We start from the raw sequence: 19,725 nt of genomic DNA, 5'->3' as shown, positions 1-19,725 counted from the left end.
CAGCGTCAATAGGACAATGAAAGGGACATCTTAACCCGCCGACGGGCGGGAGAACCGGCTAAAATGACATGGCCGAGCGACCGGCGTGGCAATGGTGCCGACGGCCGCCATTCGCTTGAACTGGCTTGCAGATTAGGAGTTAGTGTCTCCCCCCCGGCTCATCTACCGTGGAATTGTTACGGCATTGTAACTGATGGCGCTGCGCGACACTCTTTTACAATTAAGCCGGATTTGCCTGCCCTTGATCAGGATCAGGCTGCACTGGATGTCTTGCTGGAGCGTGAACGGGTGATTTCCCACAGGAAAGCCCGGTCCACCGCCGGGTAGCGCGACGGCATCTCCCGTTCGATCTTGTCCATCAGTTCTCGCGCAGCGGGTTTGCCGTTGGCTTCCTCATACAACAGGAACCAGGCGGCATAGGTCCGCCCCTGGATGCGCGGGTCAGCATCATCCGCCAGCGCCGGCAGAACCCAGTAGCCGAAACGCCCATCCGCGCTTTCCCCGACAAAGGGCAACCGCGTTACAGAAAGACGAAGGCGGGGGGCTGTCATGATGCGGGGCAGATCGGTCCGGGGCGGGGAAGAGGATAGGAGGGAAAAATGGGTGACAAAATGGAAATGGATGGATGTTGTTAACTTCTGGTTCACAAGTAATCGTGCTCAAGATGTATTATAACACTATAGACGGTGACGCACAGTCTGCAATCGTCTTCATGTGTGGTGATCGATAAATGTACGAAAGGTTATATCAGCCGGCTGGCGGACACGGGTGGCGCAACAAGGCACCGCCGGGATCAACCTGGGCGACCGTATTCTATCGGGGGGGGCGGACTTCTGGCCGCCCAGCGGCGGTTCGGCGTGGAACCACAACACGGAAGAGAATTTTCCAAGCCAGCGGTCAGCCGCTGTCGTGTGGTCAAAGGCCGGACGGATCGCCCCCGGCCGGGGTGACATGGGGTCAGCCGGGCCGGGGGGATCAGGACAGGGAGCGTGGCGGCCGGATCAGTGGCCGTGGCCGCCGGCGGCCTTGCTTTCCTCGGTCTGGATATAGAGGCGGCTGCAATAGGGGCAGGTGACCTGACCCGTGGGGGTGAGCGGCAGATAGACCAGCGGGTGGCCCAGCGCCCCGCCACCGCCATCGCAGCCGACGGTATCATCGTCGATGTAGATGGTTTCCAGCGGCTGCATGGGACGTTCCTTTGGATGATGGTGATCACAGATGCGATTTCGCGGCCGCATCATACTACTGGCCGCCATTTGCGCAATGGGCAGGAAGCGGGCGGGATGAATGCATGGAAGCTGCCCCTGCCCCTTGCGCATAAATTGACCCTGCCTGCGGGCGGGTGTAACCCAAGGGCACGCCCGCCCGGTCCCTTTGCCTTGATCCAGGATATGATCGACATGCCCGACAGTGTAAGCCGGACCCTTGCCGCCGATCCGTCCGGCAGCCTGCCCGAAGCCGCCATTGATATCCGCGATCTGCGCAAGACCTATCGCGGCACTGGCAAGGCCCCGCCGAAGGAAGCGCTGAAGGGCATCAACCTGTCCGTGCCGCGCGGGTCCATCTATGGTCTGCTGGGGCCGAATGGCGCGGGCAAGAGTACGACGATCAACATCCTGGCCGGGCTGGTGAACAAGACTGGCGGCACGGCTGCCATCTGGGGCATCGATATCGACCGGCATCCCCGCTCGGCGCGGGCCGCCATCGGCATCGTGCCGCAGGAACTGAACCTGGACCCTTTCTTCACCCCGCGTGAAATCCTGGACCTGCAGGCCGGGCTCTATGGGGTGCCCAAGGCGGAACGCCAGACCGACCGGCTGTTGGAAGCGGTGGGGTTGAAGGACAAGGCCAATGCCTATGCCCGCACCCTGTCGGGCGGGATGCGTCGCCGGCTGATGGTGGCCAAGGCCATGGTCCATGCCCCGCCCGTGCTGGTGCTGGATGAGCCGACGGCCGGCGTGGACGTCGAACTGCGGCAAAGCCTGTGGGCCTATGTGCGCGAATTGAATCAGGCCGGCACCACCGTGGTGCTGACCACGCATTATCTCGAAGAAGCCCAAGAGCTGTGTGACACCATCGCCATTGTCAATCATGGTCAGGTGGTGGCCTGCGAATCGAAGGAGGCCCTGCTGGGCCGTATCGATGCCAAGGAAATGGTGGTGACGCTGGAAGCACCGCTGGCAGCGATGCCCGGCGAGCTGGCGGGCTATGATGTCAGCCTGCCGAATCCGCAGCGGCTGGTGGTGCGCTATCGCCCCAGCCAGACGCGGGTGGCCGACCTGCTGGGCGCCATGGCGGCCGCTGGCCTGTCGGTGAAGGATCTCTCCATCGTTGAAAGCGATCTGGAGGATGTGTTCCTGCAGCTTACCCGTGCGCCTGCCACGGATGCTGACTATCGTTGAAGCCGGCCGGCTGCGGCCGGGCCTGTTGATCCGGCTGCTGGCACTGCTGGGCTGTCTTTTGGTCAGCGGCTGTGCCGGCACCTATCAACCGATGGGGCCGGCGCGCACGCCGCCGGCCCTGGCGGCAGAACGGCTGACCCTGGCCGACGGACTGTCCGTGCCGCTGCGGCGCTGGGAACCGGCGGCTTGGGTGCGGCCGCGCGCCGTCATCCTGGCCCTGCATGGCTTCAATGATTATGGCAACGCCTTCGCCCTGCCGGGCCGTTACTGGGCTGGGCAGGGGATTGTCACCCTGGCCTATGATCAGCGTGGATTCGGCGATACACCCAACCGCGGCATCTGGCCCGGCATCCCCACGTTGCAGGCAGATCTATCTGCCGCCATTGCCGCCGTGCGCGCAGCCTATCCCGATCTGCCGCTTTATGTGTTGGGGGAGAGCATGGGGGGCGCGGTGGTGGCCAGCCGCTTTACCGGCCAACCTTTGCCGGATGGGGTGGCCGGGCTGATTCTGTCCGCGCCCGCCGTCTGGTCACGGTCGACCATGCCCTTTTACCAGCGCTGGGCCCTGGCGCTGGCCGGCTGGACCGTGCCCTGGATGGAGCTGACCCCGCCGCGCGGGCTGAAAATCCAGGCATCCGACAATATCCCCATGCTGGTGGCGCTGGGCCGCGACCCGCTGATGATCCGCGCCACGCGGGTGGATGCGGTGCGCGGGCTGACCGATCTGATGGATCAGGCCATGGCGGCCATGGGCCAGCTGCCGGGCCCCACCCTGGTGATGTATGGCCGGCATGAACAGGTGATTCCGCCGGTCCCGGTAGCCCAGGCCCTGGCCAGCCTGCCCCGGCGCGCCGATATCCGCCCTGTGCGCTATCCGCAAGGCTGGCACATGCTGTTGCGGGATTTGCAGGCGGAGATTGTCTGGCGTGATGTAGCCGCCTTTGTCGGCAACCCAGCCGCCCCGCTGCCCAGCGGGCTGGACGGGGTGCGTACGGAGGCTCCCGGATCATGAGCCCGATTCCTGTCACCCTGATCGCCGATGATTACGCGCTTTCCCCCGGCATCAGCGATGCGGTGCTGGAACTGGCGGCGGCCGGGCGGCTGTCCGGTACGGGGGCCATGGTGCCCAGCCCGCTCTGGCCCGATCATGCGCGCCTTCTGGCCGCTGCCCCCGCCGGCTTCCAGGCCGGGCTGCATCTGACCCTGACCGGCGGCCTGGCGCCGCTGGGCGATCTGGGGCGGCTGGCACCGGCGGGCCAATTGCCGGGGATCGGCCGCTGGATGGGCTGGTCGCTGAGAGGCCGGCTGCGCGATCCAGCCGCTCAGCGGTTGATCGCGGCGGAGATTGCCCGCCAGTTGGACCGGTTTGAGGATGCGCTGGGCCGGGCGCCGGACTTCGTCGACGGGCACCAGCATGTGCATCTGCTGCCCGGCATCCGGGGACCGTTGCTGGATGAAATGGCGCGGCGCTATCCAGCCGGCCGCGTCTGGTTGCGTAATTGCGCGGCGGGGCCGGGTACCATTCTGGCGCGCGGTGTCGCCCCGGCCAAGGCGGGGCTGATCGCCGCCCTGGCCCTGGGGCTGGCGGCGGCAGCGCGCCGTCGCGGCATTCCCACCAACCGTGGCTTCGCCGGGGTCTATGGATTCGACGGGGACTTTCCGGCCCGGATGCGGCGTTTCCTGAAAGGGGCCCGGCCCGGCCTGCTGGTGATGGTACATCCGGGATATCCCGATGAAATTCTGGCCGCCCTGGACCCGTTGACGGAACCGCGACTGGCCGAACTGCATTATCTGGCCAGCCCCACCTTTGCCGATGATCTGACCCGGGCCAATTTGGTTGTAGTGCGCGGCCAAACTATCCCTTTGGGTTAGGCGCTGCCGCGCGACCATGGTAATTATTGATGATATCCTGGAGGGCGTTGGCCGTTTGACGGCCGCTTATTCGCCCGTTCCTGTTGCGCGAAGGTTGCCCCGTTGGAAGTCAATCTCACCCTGTTCGTCGTCGCCCTGCTGTCCGCCATCGGCGTGGTCAGCATCGCGCTCGTCCGGCAGGTGCTGTTCTATTCCAGGCGTGCCCAATTGCTGCGCCAGAAAGAGCGCAACCGCGAACTTCACCGCAAGCAGGAAGAATTGAAGGAAAATTACCGCCAAGCCCAGGAAAGGGTGCGCCAGGCGGAAGTGGACCGCAAGGCCATGGCCAACCAGTTGGTGGAGGCCAAGCGCCGGGTGCAGCAGGCCGAACAGGATAATTACGTCATCGTGCATGAGCTGGGGGAACCGGCGGGTGGCCGCCAGCTGTTTCAGTCCACCATGACGCTGGCCAGCAGCTTCACCATCGGCCAGACGCTGGTGAAGGATTGCAAGCTGCGTAATGTCCGCCATCTGGTGGAAATCTGGGCCGACAATGCCGATGAAGCGGCCAAGATGCTGCGGGCCACCTTCTCAGCCGATGCCGGGTTCAGCCCGTCGCGTCCCATCCCGCCCCCGGCGGGTATCATGGCGGCTGAATAGGGGCGGGGGCGCGGATGTTCATCCATGTCGGCTTGATTCTGCTGATTCTGGTGTCCATCACCTATGCCGCCGCCGTGCTGCGCAAGATCGAAGGGGATGTGGTGCAGCATCAGCGCGACATGCGCACGCTGGAGGAGGAGCATCACCAGCTGGAGGTGGCGTGCAACACATTGGGCGAATTGCTGTCGCAGGTGGGGGATGAACTGGCCAGCGCCCAGGCAGAGGTGATGCGCCTGAGTGATGAGAAGGCGCAGCAGGAAGCAGCCCTTGCCGCCCTGGAGGAAGCGCCCAAGCAACGCCTGTTCCTGGTTGACCGCTCCACGCTGACCCAGGCGAAACTATGGGAAGTGACGATCCTCAATGGGGGCGCTGGCAATGGGCCGGGTGTTCCGGTGGCCACCAGCATGGAATGGGCGGCCGGCCGCACCTATCTGATCGCCGGTGCCACCGACCGTGATGCGCGGTACCGAGCAGAACCACGGTTCCCCTCCGGCCAGGGCTATCGCATCGCCAAGATCGAACGGTTCCGCCGGGCCTGAGCCGGGGGGCAGCGGGCCTGTGCCGGCCCCTTCCGGCCTTGGGCGGGTTGTCCGCCTTGTGCTGCCGTCATATTCTCACCTTGTGGTCAAGTTAGGCTATTCCTGGCATAGGCATCGGGAATGAGCTTTTGAAAAGCTGATAGCTCATCGGTTGGGACGTATGCGGGCAACAGCGGAATGCCCTTGGCGTTTGCGACCGCAGTCCGATGATGGCCACCAGCTATAGAAATGCATTGCCCTTGGAAGACGCGGAGTAGCGGTGGAGTCATGCGTTCGCCTCGCACCCACCAAGCGACTGCTCTTGCGACCTTATGGGGACTGCCAACATCCCATATCTCCTCCGGACTCCGGCGGCTGTACTCGCAAAGAACGCTCCCCAATTGTTTCATTGGGACCATTATTGAGGTTAAACCCGCTGGAAACATCTTATCGATGTTGTCTCCAGATGTACCATCAAGGAACAGATGACGAGATTTCAGATCAAAGTCCCAACGTATTTCGAACGGAGGCCACTGGTCGACCGGTTTACCTTGAATTTGGTCAGCTTCTTCCCGCAGCTTCCTGCGACCCAATATGTCGCCTGGCATTAACTGGCAGGTCAACACAAGCATGAGTTCTTCATTCGACCATCCTTCCTGCGCTGCCCTGGAATACACTGCGTCTGAGTCCACTGGCTCACCTTTTGGTCATCTCGTTGGTGCTATGCGAGAGGTATCGTGGACTATCTTCCGTTGGCACCGGCCCCAGGTCATGAGCGGAATCGGTCAGCTGACAGCATCGCCGGTGGCGGGGCTGGGGTCGGGCACCAGATCATCCATATCAACACGCAGGGCCGTGGCCAGCGCCTTCAGCGCGGCGGCGCTGCCTGGTTTGCGACCAGTTTCGATTTCCGACAGGTAACCCGTCGCAATGCCGGCGGCGGCGGCCAGGGCACGGGCGGTCATGCCACGATGTTCCCGCCAGACCCGGACCGGGTTGGCGCCGTCCAGCAGAGCCTTGGCCATGTCCCAGGGCAGTGTTTCGGTACGACCGGCAGCCAGATCGGCCTTGAACTGCCGCACGGTCGCGATGTCCCGCGCTTCCTCCAGCGCTGCCAACAGCGCATCATAGTCGGCGCGAGTCAGCAGGACGGTATCGGCGGTGATGGTCAGGGGGGTAATGGTGTTCATTTATACACCTCTCCACGGATGTCGACGATGACCACCATCATGATGTCATCGATACGCACCAGCTCATACACGGCGCGCCAGTCACCCTGGCGGATACGGTACATGTCCTTCACGCCGGTCAACGCCTTCACGTCGAACGGGTGGCTGGCGAAGGGAGATGCCGCCACCGTTTCCAGCTTCTCCATCATGGAGGTGCGGGCCTTCGGCGGCATCTTCGACAGGCCCTTCAATGCGGCTTTGCTGAGTGCGAGCTTCATGGCCGAATATTCGCTGATAGAGAACGTGCCTTCAAGAGAAAATTCTCTAATAGAGAACGCTCTCAATGGGTGCGGGCCGGCGATGCGCCATATGGTTCTATGACAACCACGAAGAAGCCGGCCAGGTGGAGATTGTCCCCCTGGCTGAACAGGCTGGCACGTAACTCAGGCAGCCATGCCGGCCGCGTGGCCGCTGGACCAGGCCCATTGGAAATTATAGCCGCCCAGCCAGCCAGTAACGTCCACCGCTTCCCCCACCACATAAAGGCCGGGGATTTTTTTCGCCTCCATGGTTTTGGAGGAAAGCTCGGCCGTATCCACGCCGCCCAGCGTCACCTCTGCCGTGCGATAGCCCTCGGTGCCATTGGGGCTGACCCGCCAATGGTGCAGCGCCTGGGCCAGGGCCGTCAGGTCGGCATCGCGCTGATCGGCCATCGGGCGGCTGACCAAGGGCTGCGGGCCGATCAAGTCGGTTTCAAACAGCCGCTCCCCAAAGCGGCGGGGCAGCAATTCACCCAGAATGGTCCGCAGCTCCGCCTTGGCCCGCGTCCGCTTCAGCCCCTTCAGATGTTCGGCCAGCGGCAGGTCGGGTGACAGGTCGATGGTCACATCCAGCCCTTCGCGCCAATAGGAGGAGATTTGCAGGATGGAGGGGCCGGACAGGCCGCGATGGGTGATCAGCAGCGCCTCGCGGAAACGGCCCTTGCCACAGGTGACGGTGGCTTCCAGGGGTACGCCGGAAAGGTCGCGCAGCTTTTCCAGGTCGCGGTCGGCAAAGGTCAGCGGCACCAGGGCCGGGCGCGGTTCCACCAGCGCCAGCCCCCATTGCCGTGCCAGCCGGAAGGCGAAATCCGTCGCCCCCATTTTGGGGATCGACGGACCGCCGGTGGCCAGGATGAAACTGTCACCTGTGATCTCGCCCCGGCTGGTGGCGAGGGCAAAGCCGCCGCCCGGTTGGGGGGACACCTTGTCGATGCGGCACTGGGTCAGGATATCCACGCCGGCATCGGCGCATTCGGCCAGCAGCAGATCAACGATCTGCCGGGCACCATCATCACAAAAGAGTTGCCCCAGCTTCTTTTCGTGCCATTTCACCCCATGCCGGTCCACCAGGGCGATGAAATCATGCTGGCTGTAGCGTTTCAGCGCGGAGATGCAGAAATGCGGGTTCTGCGACAGGAACCGGTCGGGCTTGGCGTCCAGATTGGTGAAATTGCAGCGCCCCCCGCCGGAGATCAGAATCTTCGATCCCACCTTCTCCGCATGGTCCAGCACCAATACCCGGCGGCCCCGCCGCCCGGCGAAAATGGCGGCGAACAGCCCGGCGGCCCCGCCGCCGGCAACCACGACATCATAATGCTGCATCATCAATCCAGTCCGACCTTGCCGCGCATCTTCTTGATACCGGCACGGTTGCCCTTTTCATCCAGCCGGCGGACCTTGGATGCCTTGGTGGGACGGGTCGGGCGGCGTGGGGCCTGCCGTTCCGCCGCCTTGGCCAAAATCTCCACCAACCGTTCTTTGGCTTCCTCGCGGTTACGCTCCTGGCTGCGATGCGCCTGAGCCACCAGCACCAGCACGCCGTCCGCCGTCAGCTTCCGCCCCGCCACCCCGCGCACCCGCTGTTTCAGCCAGTCGGGCAGGGAAGGGGAATTGGCCACGTCGAAGCGTAGCTGCACCGCCGTTTCCACCTTATTGACATTCTGCCCCCCTGGCCCCCCGGCGCGCAGGAAGCTTTCCTGCAGCTCCTCCTCCGCGATGGAAATATAGGGGGTGATGGGGATCATGGCGAAAGGGTCCGGCGCGGGGTGGGATTCATCCGCCCTTGCCTACAGCATATCAGGTGGGGTTGGGAAGGGTGGGTGCGACGGGGCTGGGGTGCGACCATTGTCGGAAAGGTCCGGGAAAACACATCCTAAACCGCGATCAAGCGACCCATCATGCAGATAAAAGAATAGGCAAGACGCCGGCTTTTCTCTTTTAGAGAAATCAGCGTCTTGCCTATTATCTCCTCGTGACGCGGTAGGGGGTGGATAGGCCACCCCCCGTCACACGAAGGAGCAACCGGGATGTTCGGCTTAAAACAACCCAGCTCCTTTGAACTGGAAATCTCGTTCCTCGGCGTGAAGCTGCGGATCACGATCCAGTTCTAAGGGGAAGCCGGGGCGGGTGGCACCCCACCCCGGCGACCCTCATAATATAAGGCGAACTCCCCCGCCATGCAAGCGAGCCCCCTATGGGACCTCACTGCCCCGGCGGTACCGGTTTGCGATCCGGCACGGGGGAGGATTGCACCGGCGACGGCTTGCCCGGCGCCCGGCCATGGCTGATGCGCGGGGCCGGCATCTCCGCCCCCGGCAAGGGCTGGCCCTGACCCAGCGTGTCGCGCAAGGCTTTATCGCCCGGTGTCATCGGCACCGCACCCGGCCCTTGCAGGGAGCGGGTGATCTGGTCGGCCTGCAGCCGGTTGCTGGTGGCTTCCCGCTGCTGCATCGGGTCCGGTGGCAAGACCCCCAGCGACCGGTCTTCGGCGCGGGAGCGCAAAGCATCCGCCTGGGCACGGTCACGCTCCACCGACAGGGCCGATGGGCCACGGGTGGGCGTGGTGCCGGGGGCCGGGCTCAGCAGCGGATTATCCGCCAGGGCGGGGGCCGCCAGCAGGCCAAGGGCCAGCATCGGGCCAAAGAGGTGGGTGCGGTTTGTCATCGTCCAGATATGGGTGTCGGCGGCATCGTCGCATAGGGGCGGATGGGAACCACCGCCCCTGTGCCGGGTTTTGTCACCATACCCCGTCGACGGAGGCCCCCATGCGGTATGACAGCGATAGTGACCTGCCAGACACTGTACGCAATCAGTTGCCAGCCCCGGCCCAGGCGATTTTCCGCCAGGCCTATAACGCCGCCTGGGATGATTGGCAGGCGCCGGAAGACCCGGACATCGTTCATTCCGGCCGCGACGATGCTGCCCAACTGGCCGCCTGGGCTGCCGTGCGGGAACGGTATGAACGGGACACGGCGGACATCTGGCAGCCCAAGCCGGCGGCTTGAGCCTGCGGGAACCGGTGTGACGCTCATCCGTTAGCAAACAAAGGCTTCAACGCGAAAGGGCTCAAGCCATGGACGTCATCCGCATCATCCTTTCCATCCTGCTGCCGCCGCTGGGCGTGTTTTTGCAGGTGGGGTTCGGGATGCATTTCTGGCTGAACATCCTGTTGACGATTCTGGGCTATATCCCCGGCATCATCCATGCCATCTGGGTCATTGTGAAAGTGAAATGATCAGGGTCGTCCCTGCGCATGGGCTCCATGCGCAGGGGAATTGTGAAATTTCCTGTCCTGACCTTAAAGATGCTTGCGTCCCGCAGCCATTTGCATAAATAACAAGGTCAGACGCACCCGCACGTGCCCCTGGCCCTTGCGGCATCCGCCATCCTGGCGCTGCCCCTGGTGTTTATGCAACGACGTCAGGCGTCCTTTTTGGCAGAACCGGTCAACCGTGGGCCGGTCCCGAGAGGGAAGTCGATATGAACGCCGTTATGCCCAAAGGGGCCATGTTAGGCTGAGGCCTTCTCTGGTTCCTCTCGTCTGTTGACGCTTTGAGGTTCACTGCCATCCCCATCGGGGCCGCAGGATCGACCCGGCAATCACGACGCGACGCCAGACCCTTTTCCCCACCGCACCCAGCACCGCTTGGCTTTCCGCCATTCGCGGGCCTGATCTAGTTTTTCATGCCGTCCGGCAGCCCTGAACGGGCCGGGCGGCAGCGGGGATTTTGTCATGGCGCATATCCGCTTCCGTTCCGCCGTCGCACCGCTGCGTCGCAACCTGTTCACCCGTCCGGCCACCCTGCCCACCGTCGACCGGATGGTGGCGGATTTGCAGCCGGCGGAGCCGATGCATTGCATCCGCCCGCAGGTTCTGGTCAGCACTGCCCGCCGTTTCATCGATCTGTTCGGGGCGGCCACGGGTGGCGATGTGCTGTATGCGGTGAAGTGCAATCCCGATCCGGCCTTCCTGCGGGCGCTGTATCGCGGTGGTGTGCGGCATTTCGATTGCGCCTCGCCGGCCGAAATCCGCGTCGTGCGCCAGATGTTCAGCGATGCGCAGATCCATTACATGCATCCGGTGAAGAACCGTGCCGCCATCGCCAAGGCGTGGAATGAATTCGCCGTGCGCGACTTCTCCCTGGACAGCCAGGAGGAGTTGGACAAGATCCTGGCCGTCACCGGCAAGGCGCCGGCCGATCTGGGCCTGTTCATCCGGCTGGCGATGCCCAAGTCGGCGGCGGCCTATGATCTGTCCGGCAAGTTCGGGGCCACGCTGGAACAGGCGGTCGAATTGCTGCGCCGCGCCCGCCCGCGGGCGGCACGGCTGGGCATCTGCTTCCATGTCGGCAGCCAGATGATGGACCCGGCGGCTTACGAGGCGGGGCTGGCCATTGCCGGCCGCGTCATCCAGGCGGCCGGGGTCGCCATTGACGTGGTGGATGTGGGCGGTGGTTTCCCGGTCAGCTATCCGGATATGGCGCCGCCCGACCTGCGGCTTTACATGGATGCCATCGCCCGTGGCGTTAAGGCGCTGGACCTGCCCGCCGGCACCCGCATCTGGTGCGAACCGGGCCGTGCCCTGGTGGCCAGCGGCGGTTCGGTGGTGGTGCAGGTGGAACGCCGGCGCGGGGATGAGCTGTTCATCAATGATGGCGTCTATGGCAGCCTGTCGGATGCTGGCGTGCCGGCCTTCCGCTTCCCCTGCCGTTTGATTCGCCGCAGCGATGCCGATCTGGTGGCTTTCAGCTTCTGGGGCCCCACCTGTGACAGTGCCGACCGCATGAAGGGCCCCTTCCTGCTGCCAGCCGATATTCAGGAAGGCGACTGGATCGAAATCGGCCAGTTGGGCGCCTATGGCGCGACCCTGCGGACGGAGTTCAACGGCTTCGATCAGGCCCGTCTGGTGGAGGTGGTGGACAGCCCGCTGCTGGCCACGCCGGGCCATGCCATCGCGCCACAGTTGCCAGAAATGGCCGCTTAGGTCACTCTATGGTCACAAGTTAACCACAGCACGGCGCCGACCACATGGTTGGGGCCGTGCATTCCTGTTGTCTGCGTTCACCCTGAACCGTCAACTACCACAAGCCAAGAGGCACCCATAGGCGGGTAATAGCCCCGGAGCAAAAGCGAAAATGACCCAATATCAGAAGCATTGTGCCCTTCCTGGGCGTCTTGTGATGGTCGGTTTCGGCAGCATAGGCCAAGGCGTGCTGCCCCTGATTCTGAGGCATATCGAAACCAAACCTCAGAACATCACCATCGTCACGGCGGACGAGCGTGGACACGGTGAGGCTGACTATTTCGGCATCAAGTTCGTCAAGAACCCGCTGACCCGCGAGAATTATCGTTCCATCCTGGAACCATTGCTGAACAAGGGGGATTTCCTGCTCAACCTGTCGGTTGACGTCTCCTCCGTCTCGCTGGTCGAACTGTGCGCCGAGAAGGGCGCGCTTTATCTGGACACCTGTATCGAGCCCTGGCCCGGCGGCTATACCGATCCCAGCCTGACGCCCAGCCAGCGGTCGAACTATGCCCTGCGCGAAACGGCGCTGGCGATGCGGGAAAAGCTGGGGACCAGCGCCCCGACGGCGGTGCTGACCCATGGCGCCAATCCGGGCCTGGTGTCGCATTTCGTCAAGCAGGCCATGCTGAACATCGCGGAAGATACCGGCCGCGATGTCGCGGTGCCGACGGACCGCGCCGGCTGGGCCACGCTGGCCCAGGAACTGGGCGTGAAGGTGATCCATGTCGCCGAACGCGACACCCAGATTTCCAGCGTGCCCAAGCGCCGGGGCGAATTCGTCAATACCTGGTCGATCGACGGCTTCATTTCCGAGGGCTGCCAGCCGGCGGAACTGGGCTGGGGCACGCATGAGGCGACGTTCCCGCCTGATGGCATCCGGCATGATTTCGGCTCCCAGGCCGGCATCGTCCTGAACCGGCCGGGCGTGACCCAGCGGGTGCGCACCTGGACGCCGATGGAAGGCCCCTTCCATGGCTTCCTGATCACCCATAGCGAGGCCCTGTCCATCCCCGATTACCTGACGGTGCGGGATGAGGACGGCAATGCCACCTATCGCCCCACCTGCCATTACGCCTATCACCCCTGCGATGATGCGGTGAAATCGATCCACGAATTCGCCGGCAAGAATTATGTGCAGCAGGAAACCCAGCGCCTGTTGATGAAGGAAATCATCGAGGGCGTGGACGAGCTGGGCGTGCTGCTGGCCGGGCACGAGAAGGGGGCCTATTGGTACGGTTCCCAGCTTTCCTGTGCCGAAGCGCGGGAGTTGGTGGAGTTCAACAGCGCCACCAGCCTGCAGGTGACGGTGGCGGCGTTGTCCGGCATGATCTGGGCCATTGAGAACCCGAACCGGGGCATCGTGGAAGCCGACGACATGGATTTCCAGCGCTGCCTGGATATCTGTATGCCCTATCTGGGGCCGGTGGTCGGTGCCTATACGGATTGGACGCCGCTGGAGGGCCGGAACAAGCTGTTCCCGGAGGATGTGGATACGTCCGATCCGTGGCAGTTCAAGAATATCCGGGTGTTGTGATTTTGTTGAGGCCGGGATTGCAAAGCTCCCGGCCTTGTCTAGTGCCTGTTGAGATTCACCTGGAATGAATGACAGCAGCGGCAAGATAGATCATGGCCGTAAAGTTACGGTCTGTCTTGTCGCTGCGCATGGCGATTCTCTTGATTTTTTTGATCTTGCAGAAGAAATTCTCGATGAGGTGGCGCCACTTGTACATTTCGGCGTCGATTTGGTGCGGCTTAGCACGGCGGGGATGCTGGGAAATGACGACCTTGGCGCCACGTTCATCAAGGTCAGCAAGAATGGCGTTTGAGTCGAAGGCCTTGTCGGCGAGCAATGCTCCGAACTCGATATCTTCGATAAGCGGGGCGACGCCAACAGTATCAAATCGATGGCCCAGCAGTAGGACGAAGCGTACCAAATTTGCCAGCGCACCCGGGAACCGCCGAAATTACGGTGGCCCTGGACAATGCGCGTTACAACAGATCGAATGAATTGCAGGATTGGTTGAAGACAAGCCGAATCAAGTTAGTCTATTTTCCGCCATATGCTCCCAACCTTAACTTGATCGAGCGATTCTGGGGATTCCTGAAGAAAAATATCATCTGGAACCATTACTACCCAGCATTCGCATAATTCAAAGATGCGATAGAAAGGTTCCTCCAGAATATCGGCTCTTATCGAGACGATCTCCAAACCCTTCTATCCCATAGATTCCACCTCATCGGGAAATCATAGAGCGGGGATTCTTCCAGCACTTGGGTATATTAAGTGCCAGCCCTCTAACAAAAGGGATATATTATCCCCTTTTTGCGATGAAAAAACAAGCTGGGCCATTACTATAGTCAACATTGTTGACGCCCATTGAAATATCGCCAAAGCCGAGGCTCTTGAGAAGCTTCAATATGTCGTCGAGACCCATCCAGTAGGAATAGTCTTCAGGACCACCCGAGAAATACCCAGACTTTACCTCGTTGTATGATCTCCAGTGAAGATGAATCGGAAACCCCTGGGATGTGTCGATCTTATCCTTGGTCCGGTCAAAAAACGCCTCATTCCCGGTCCCAGCAATTTTTTCCTCAATATAATATTGAGTCCAAAGAAAAATAGAATTCGAGGTCTTGGAAATTGCTTTAAGAAAATGCACCGGATCTTTCAGGTGATAAAGCACACCAGAGGCCCAACAGACATCAAAAGTATTGTTAGTCTCATCCAGGTATTTTACAAAATCACCCAGAAGAAATACCGACTTAAGATTAAACGCGTTTTTTACAACAAGACATTTCATATAATTTACAATGTTCGACTCCAAAGCCAGAACAGAGGAGGCGCCATATATCTCAAATTGATAAGTATTATAGGCTTCAAAGGGGCCCAATTCCAGAATGTTCTTTCCAGAAAAGCCCCCTAGACGCTCCGCCGCCCAAGTCACCCTAGCATCTTCAAAATGAGGCAGATGACCACCCTGCAGCCCTGAGTACACCGGAAAACTGGATGCCCAACGGGGAAACAAATCGATGCTGTTCTGGTGCGAAGGAAGTTTATGACAAAAATCGCTGGTTTCAAACATGCTCTATCCAACATTGCAGGGGTGGATGAATCATTATGAACTTCTCAAAAGGCTTTATATCCTATTTTTTGGGAGAAGGGAAGCGGTAAGGCTCTAAGTCCCTGTTCAGCGAGCGGATTCACGCTCCAACGCGATTCCGCTTTTCCGTGATCCGCTTTAGCCAGCCCGCTGGCGCTTACAAAAAACTATAAGGATCGATATCCACCTGCACCCGCACGGCGGCGGGGATGTCCACCTGGGCCAGCCAGTCGGCCAGCACCGGCTGCAGGGCCAGGTTCTTCGGCCCTTTCAGCAACAGGCGCCGCCGGTGCCGGCCGCGCAGCACGGCCAGCGGGGCGGGGGCGGGGCCCAGGATCGTCAATTCCTCCCACGTGCGCGGGGCGGTGCGGCCCAGGCGGCTGGAAATCTGGTCCACCAGCGCCTCATCCTCCCCCGACACGATCAGGGCGGCCAGCCTTCCATAGGGCGGCATGTCCAGGGCGCGGCGCTGTTCGGCCTCAATCGCCAGGAAGCCGTCGCGGTCATGGGCCAGCAGGGCCTGCATCACCGGATGTTCTGGCATATGGGTTTGCAGCATTACCCGGCCCGGCCGGCTTTCACGCCCCGCCCGTCCGGCCACCTGATGCAGAAGCTGAAAGGTGCGCTCGCCCGCCCGCAAATCGCCGCCGCCCAGCCCCAGATCGGCATCCACCACCCCCACCAGGGTCAGCAGGGGGAAATGGTGGCCCTTGGCCATCACCTGGGTGCCGATCAACAAATCCACCGCCCCGTCGCGCACCTGTTCGATCACGTTCAGCATGGCGCGGGGGCCGGCCAGCGTGTCCGATGTCATCAGCGCCACCCGCGCCTCGGGGAACAGATTGGCCACTTCCTCTGCCACCCGCTCCACCCCAGGGCCGCAGGCGACGAAACTGCCTTCCGCCTCGCATTGTGGGCAATGGTCGGGGCTGGGGGCGGTATAGCCGCAATGGTGGCATTGCAGCCGCCGGGTCAGCCGGTGTTCCACCAGCCAGGCGGTGCAATGGGGGCATTGCAGCCGGTGGCCGCAGCCCCGGCACAGGGTCAGCGGCGCATAGCCCCGGCGGTTCAGGAACAGCATCCCCTGTTCGCCCGCCGCCATGGTTTCCGCCAGCGCATTGCGCAGGATGGGGGACAGCCATTGCCGGGCCGGCGGGGCGGCATCCTTGCGGCGCAGGTCGATCAGGGTGACATCGGGCATCTGGGCCCCGCCATGCCGGGCCGGCAGGTCGATGCGGGCATAGCGGCCGGTCTCCGCATTGGCCAGCGTTTCCAGCGAGGGCGTGGCGCTGGCCAGCAGAATGGGGATTTGCCCCAGATGCGCCCGCACCACCGCCATGTCGCGGGCGTGGTAGACGACGCCTTCCTCCTGCTTGAAGGCGGCCTCGTGCTCCTCATCCACCACGATCAGGCCCAGATCGGGATAGGGCAGAAACAGGGCCGAGCGTGCGCCCACCACCACCCGCGCCTCGCCATTGGCCACGGCGCGCCAGGTGTGGCGGCGCAGGGGCGGGGCCAGTTCGGAATGCCATTCGGCGGGGCGCACGCCGAAGCGCCCGGCGAACCGGTCCAGCCACTGGCTGGAAAGGGCGATTTCCGGCAGCAGCACCAGCACCTGTTTGCCGGCACGCAGGGCGGCCGCCACCGCTTCGAAATAAACCTCCGTCTTGCCGGAACCGGTGACGCCATCCAGCAGCGTGGCGCTATAGCCGCCGGCGGACACTTTGGCGGTCAGGTCGTCGGCGGCGGCGCGCTGAATCTCCGACAGTTCCTTTGCGGCGGCATCCGGGTCCGGTACCGGAAAGCGGGGCAGGGCCCGCATGGGGACCGGCGTCAAGGCCCCGGCATCGGCCAGCGCCCGTACCACGGCGGGGCCGCAACCGGCATCATTGGCCAGATCGGCGGCCAGCCGTGGCGGCCCGTCCAGCAGCAATTCCAGAATCCGCTTGCGGGCGGGGGTCAGGCGCAGTCCGTCGGGCAACTCGCCCTCGCTGCGCATATAGGCGGTGAGGGCGCGTGGCTCCTCCAGTGCGGCGGAAACCGACACGGCCATGCGCATCACCGCACCCAGCGGTGACATGGTGTAGGTCGCCACCCAGGCGATGAAACGGCGGGTCACCGCCGGCATGGGCGGCAGGTCGAAGACGCGGATCAGCGGGCGCAGCTTGGTTTCCGCCACCCGGTCGGCGTTATGATCGGCATCATCCTGCCAGACGACGCCGAACAGGCGGCGGGGGCCCAGCGGCACCTCCACATAGGTGCCGGGCGGGGCCTCTACCCCTTCGGGCACGCGGTAATCATAGGGTTCGGCCAGCGGCAGGGGCAGCAGCACGCGCACCCGGCGCACCGCCAGCGCCACTGGCCCGTCGCCCAGAAGATCACCCTGTCCGCCTGTCGCCATAACCTGCCGGTTCCCGATATCAATCACCGGGTGTTAACACCGATTGGCGTTACTTCACCAGCACCCGGTGCAGGATCACCCCGGTGATGGCGCAGCCGCCCAGCACCAGACACATGGGCAGCGGCGTACCGTCGGACAACAGGCCGACCAGCGCCCCGGCCGCCGCCCCTGTGCAGAGCTGCAAGGCCCCGGACAAGGCCGAGGCCGACCCGGCCAGATGCGGGAAGACAGAGAGCGAGCCGGCCATGCCATTGGCCCCCACCAGACCCATGCAGCCCAGATAGAAGAACAAGGGCACCATCAGCCCGAACAGCCCGCCAAAGCCGGTGAGTGCGATCACCGGCAGCACCAGCCCGATACCCGCCGTCACATAAAGCCCCAGCTTCATCAGCCGGTCCAGACCATGGCGCATGACCAGCCGGCTGTTCACCGCGCTCATCGCCATCATGGCAATGACATTGGCCCCGAAATAGTAACCGAAATGCTCCGGCGAGACCTTGAAATACTCAATATAAACAAAGGGGGTGCCGGAGATATAGGCGAACATGCCGGCAAACACGAAGCCACCGGACAGCGAATAGCCCAGGTAGCGGCGATTGCTCAGCAGGGTCAGATAATTGCGCAACATGCCGGCATTCTGGTGCTGTCCGGGCGATCTTGTCTCCGGCAGGTACAGCAGGCCCAGCAGCGACAGCACGCCGAAGCCACAGAGAATCCAGAATACGCCGCGCCAGCCCAGATAGACCAGCACCTGCCCACCCAGAATCGGGGCCACCATGGGGGCCGCCGCCGTCACCAGCATCATCAGTGACATCACGGACGCGGCGCGGTTGCGTTGAAACAGGTCGCGGATCATGGCGCGGGCCAGCACCGGCGGCGCACAGGCACCGGCCCCCTGCACCACGCGCCAGGCCATCAGCGACCAGATATTGGTGGAAAGCGCACAACCGACCGAGGCGATGACGAACATGATGATGCCGGCCGCCGCCGGAGCCCGCCGGCCATAGCGGTCGCCGAGCGGCCCCCAGATCAGCTGGCTGATGCCTAAGCTGCCCAGAAAGGCGGACAGGGTGAGTTGAACCAGCGACGGGTCCGTGCCCAGATCGCGGGCAATCTGCGGCAGGCCCGGCAGATACATGTCAATCGACAGCGGGCCGAACATGCAGAGCAGGCCCAGAATCGTCACGAACAGCCGGAAGCTGGTGCCGGGCGGCAGGCCCGGTGATCCATCCTGTTCCATCTGTCCGCCGGCGCCGGCAGGGCTAATCGCATCCACTTGTTCGCGGCCGCGCATCGTTGAAAACCCATATATCGACGAGAGAATAGCAGGCCGGAAAGCGCATCGGCCATTATTAAAGATAACATTCCGGCACGGTCGCTTGAATGCCCCTGGCCCCATGGCAGCCGCCCTTATGCTGCATAGCAACATGAATCGCGTGCCGCCGGGCCATGCGTGGGCAATGCTGGCGGGCGGATGCTGCTTTGGGTATTGTCCGCGCCATCGTGGCGGCCCTGGTACGGGGCGCGCCCACCCATTGCCGTGCAGGACGCCCTTGCCATGAAGTTCTTTGTCGATACCGCCGACCTGGCCGAAATCCGTGATCTGGCCGCCACCGGCCTGCTGGATGGCGTGACCACCAACCCGACGCTGGTGGCCAAGGCCGGCCGCAACTTCATCGAACTGGTTGCGGAGATCTGCGACGTGGTCAGCGGCCCGGTTTCCGCCGAGGTGGCGGCCACCGATTTTGAGACCATGCTGAAGGAAGGCCGCCATCTGGCCAAGATCGCCCCGAACGTGGCGGTGAAGGTGCCGCTGACGCCGGCCGGTCTGAAGGTCTGCCGCACGTTGGCCAATGAAGGCACCATGGTCAATGTGACCCTGTGCTTCTCCGCCGCCCAGGCCATCCTGGCCGCCAAGGCTGGTGCCGCCTTCATCTCCCCCTTCGTCGGCCGCCTGGATGATATCGGCCAGAACGGCCTGACCCTGATCCAGGAAATCGTCGAGATCTATGCCAACTACCCGGCTTTCACGACCGAGGTGCTGGTGGCGTCCGTGCGCAACCCGATCCATGTGGTGGAATCGGCCCGCATGGGTGCGCATGTCGCCACCATGCCGCCGAACGTGATTCGCCAGCTGGCCGGCCATGTGCTGACCGACAAGGGCCTGGCCCAGTTCGTCTCCGACTGGGCCAAGACTGGCCAGTCGATCCTGGATCAGGAAATCCCGGTTCGTAAGTAAGTGATACAGCCCCCTCCGCCGGAATCGGGGGAGGGGGC

The 19,725-nt window shown here is 63.0% G+C and carries 20 protein-coding genes and 1 pseudogene; 10 read left to right on the top strand and 11 right to left on the bottom strand.

Annotated elements, in window-relative coordinates; genetic code table 11:
* Positions 1-251: 251 nt before the first annotated feature.
* Together GE253_RS01995 and GE253_RS01990 are read right to left on the bottom strand one after the other, a co-directional pair.
* Entirely contained in the window at positions 252-551 is a 300-nt protein-coding gene (locus GE253_RS01995) for a hypothetical protein (protein ID WP_153202441.1), read from the bottom strand.
* Between the two features lie 450 nt (positions 552-1,001).
* Positions 1,002-1,187, bottom strand: a complete 186-nt coding sequence (locus GE253_RS01990) for a zinc-finger domain-containing protein (RefSeq protein WP_089287694.1) — start codon at positions 1,185-1,187, stop codon at positions 1,002-1,004.
* Between the two features lie 213 nt (positions 1,188-1,400).
* On the opposite strand from GE253_RS01990, the gene GE253_RS01985 reads away from it, so the two are divergent.
* The 5 genes from GE253_RS01985 to GE253_RS01965 all read left to right on the top strand — a co-directional run bounded on the left by GE253_RS01985 (position 1,401) and on the right by GE253_RS01965 (position 5,452).
* Positions 1,401-2,402 (top strand): ABC transporter ATP-binding protein, encoded by a 1,002-nt coding sequence (locus tag GE253_RS01985; RefSeq protein ID WP_153202440.1) that lies wholly within the window; start codon positions 1,401-1,403, stop codon positions 2,400-2,402.
* Positions 2,386-3,414 (top strand): alpha/beta fold hydrolase, encoded by a 1,029-nt coding sequence (locus tag GE253_RS01980; RefSeq protein ID WP_153202439.1) that lies wholly within the window; start codon positions 2,386-2,388, stop codon positions 3,412-3,414. Before GE253_RS01985 ends, GE253_RS01980 begins: the two co-directional genes overlap by 17 nt.
* Positions 3,411-4,274: a ChbG/HpnK family deacetylase gene (locus GE253_RS01975; protein WP_153202438.1), complete on the top strand. Its 864-nt coding sequence runs from the start codon at positions 3,411-3,413 to the stop codon at positions 4,272-4,274. The genes GE253_RS01980 and GE253_RS01975 overlap by 4 nt, the downstream gene beginning before the upstream one ends.
* 102 nt (positions 4,275-4,376) lie before the next feature.
* Positions 4,377-4,913 carry a hypothetical protein gene (locus GE253_RS01970; RefSeq protein ID WP_153202437.1) on the top strand — a complete coding sequence of 179 codons (537 nt, stop codon included), beginning with the start codon at positions 4,377-4,379 and terminating at the stop codon, positions 4,911-4,913.
* A gap of 14 nt (positions 4,914-4,927) precedes the next feature.
* Complete coding sequence (locus GE253_RS01965) at positions 4,928-5,452, top strand: hypothetical protein (protein WP_153202436.1); 525 nt, start codon at positions 4,928-4,930, stop codon at positions 5,450-5,452.
* Positions 5,453-6,216: 764 nt separating this feature from the next.
* Here the strand turns inward: GE253_RS01965 and GE253_RS01960 are convergent.
* The 5 genes from GE253_RS01960 to GE253_RS01940 all read right to left on the bottom strand — a co-directional run bounded on the left by GE253_RS01960 (position 6,217) and on the right by GE253_RS01940 (position 9,584).
* Positions 6,217-6,621 (bottom strand): helix-turn-helix domain-containing protein, encoded by a 405-nt coding sequence (locus GE253_RS01960; RefSeq protein ID WP_153202435.1) that lies wholly within the window; start codon positions 6,619-6,621, stop codon positions 6,217-6,219.
* On the bottom strand, positions 6,618-6,878 hold the full coding sequence (locus GE253_RS01955) for a type II toxin-antitoxin system RelE/ParE family toxin (protein ID WP_153202434.1): 261 nt from the start codon (positions 6,876-6,878) through the stop codon (positions 6,618-6,620). Before GE253_RS01955 ends, GE253_RS01960 begins: the two co-directional genes overlap by 4 nt.
* A 165-nt stretch (positions 6,879-7,043) precedes the next feature.
* Positions 7,044-8,243, bottom strand: a complete 1,200-nt coding sequence (locus tag GE253_RS01950; protein ID WP_153202823.1) for an NAD(P)/FAD-dependent oxidoreductase — start codon at positions 8,241-8,243, stop codon at positions 7,044-7,046.
* A gap of 2 nt (positions 8,244-8,245) precedes the next feature.
* A complete protein-coding gene (arfB, locus tag GE253_RS01945) occupies positions 8,246-8,665 on the bottom strand; it encodes an alternative ribosome rescue aminoacyl-tRNA hydrolase ArfB (protein ID WP_153202433.1) in 420 nt (139 codons plus the stop codon).
* A 457-nt stretch (positions 8,666-9,122) separates the two neighbouring features.
* A complete protein-coding gene (locus GE253_RS01940) occupies positions 9,123-9,584 on the bottom strand; it encodes a hypothetical protein (RefSeq protein WP_153202432.1) in 462 nt (153 codons plus the stop codon).
* Between the two features lie 101 nt (positions 9,585-9,685).
* Between GE253_RS01940 and GE253_RS01935 the strand changes: the two genes are divergently transcribed.
* From GE253_RS01935 to GE253_RS01920, 4 genes are all read left to right on the top strand, one after another.
* Entirely contained in the window at positions 9,686-9,925 is a 240-nt protein-coding gene (locus GE253_RS01935) for a ChaB family protein (protein ID WP_153202431.1), read from the top strand.
* A 68-nt stretch (positions 9,926-9,993) separates the two neighbouring features.
* A complete protein-coding gene (locus GE253_RS01930; protein WP_153202430.1) occupies positions 9,994-10,155 on the top strand; it encodes a YqaE/Pmp3 family membrane protein in 162 nt (53 codons plus the stop codon).
* Between the two features lie 498 nt (positions 10,156-10,653).
* Positions 10,654-11,904, top strand: coding sequence for a type III PLP-dependent enzyme (locus GE253_RS01925; protein ID WP_153202429.1), 1,251 nt, complete (start codon positions 10,654-10,656; stop codon positions 11,902-11,904).
* Positions 11,905-12,055: 151 nt separating this feature from the next.
* A complete protein-coding gene (locus GE253_RS01920) occupies positions 12,056-13,480 on the top strand; it encodes a saccharopine dehydrogenase NADP-binding domain-containing protein (protein WP_153202428.1) in 1,425 nt (474 codons plus the stop codon).
* A 55-nt stretch (positions 13,481-13,535) separates the two neighbouring features.
* On the opposite strand, the pseudogene GE253_RS01915 reads toward GE253_RS01920, so the two are convergent.
* The 4 genes and pseudogenes from GE253_RS01915 to GE253_RS01895 all read right to left on the bottom strand — a co-directional run.
* Positions 13,536-13,892: pseudogene (locus tag GE253_RS01915) on the bottom strand (transposase); the annotation flags it as partial.
* A gap of 366 nt (positions 13,893-14,258) precedes the next feature.
* On the bottom strand, positions 14,259-15,029 hold the full coding sequence (locus GE253_RS01905; protein ID WP_153202425.1) for a class I SAM-dependent methyltransferase: 771 nt from the start codon (positions 15,027-15,029) through the stop codon (positions 14,259-14,261).
* Positions 15,030-15,204: 175 nt separating this feature from the next.
* Positions 15,205-17,448: a primosomal protein N' gene (locus tag GE253_RS01900; RefSeq protein ID WP_153202424.1), complete on the bottom strand. Its 2,244-nt coding sequence runs from the start codon at positions 17,446-17,448 to the stop codon at positions 15,205-15,207.
* A gap of 49 nt (positions 17,449-17,497) precedes the next feature.
* A complete protein-coding gene (locus GE253_RS01895) occupies positions 17,498-18,688 on the bottom strand; it encodes a Bcr/CflA family multidrug efflux MFS transporter (protein ID WP_153202423.1) in 1,191 nt (396 codons plus the stop codon).
* Between the two features lie 318 nt (positions 18,689-19,006).
* Between GE253_RS01895 and fsa the strand changes: the two genes are divergently transcribed.
* Complete coding sequence (fsa, locus tag GE253_RS01890) at positions 19,007-19,687, top strand: fructose-6-phosphate aldolase (protein WP_153202422.1); 681 nt, start codon at positions 19,007-19,009, stop codon at positions 19,685-19,687.
* Positions 19,688-19,725 lie beyond the last annotated feature (38 nt).

The sequence above is a fragment of the Niveispirillum sp. SYP-B3756 genome, assembly GCF_009495745.1.
GTDB lineage: Bacteria > Pseudomonadota > Alphaproteobacteria > Azospirillales > Azospirillaceae > Niveispirillum.
Note: the sequence above shows the minus strand (reverse complement) of the source record. Positions and strands in the feature narration are given on the sequence as shown.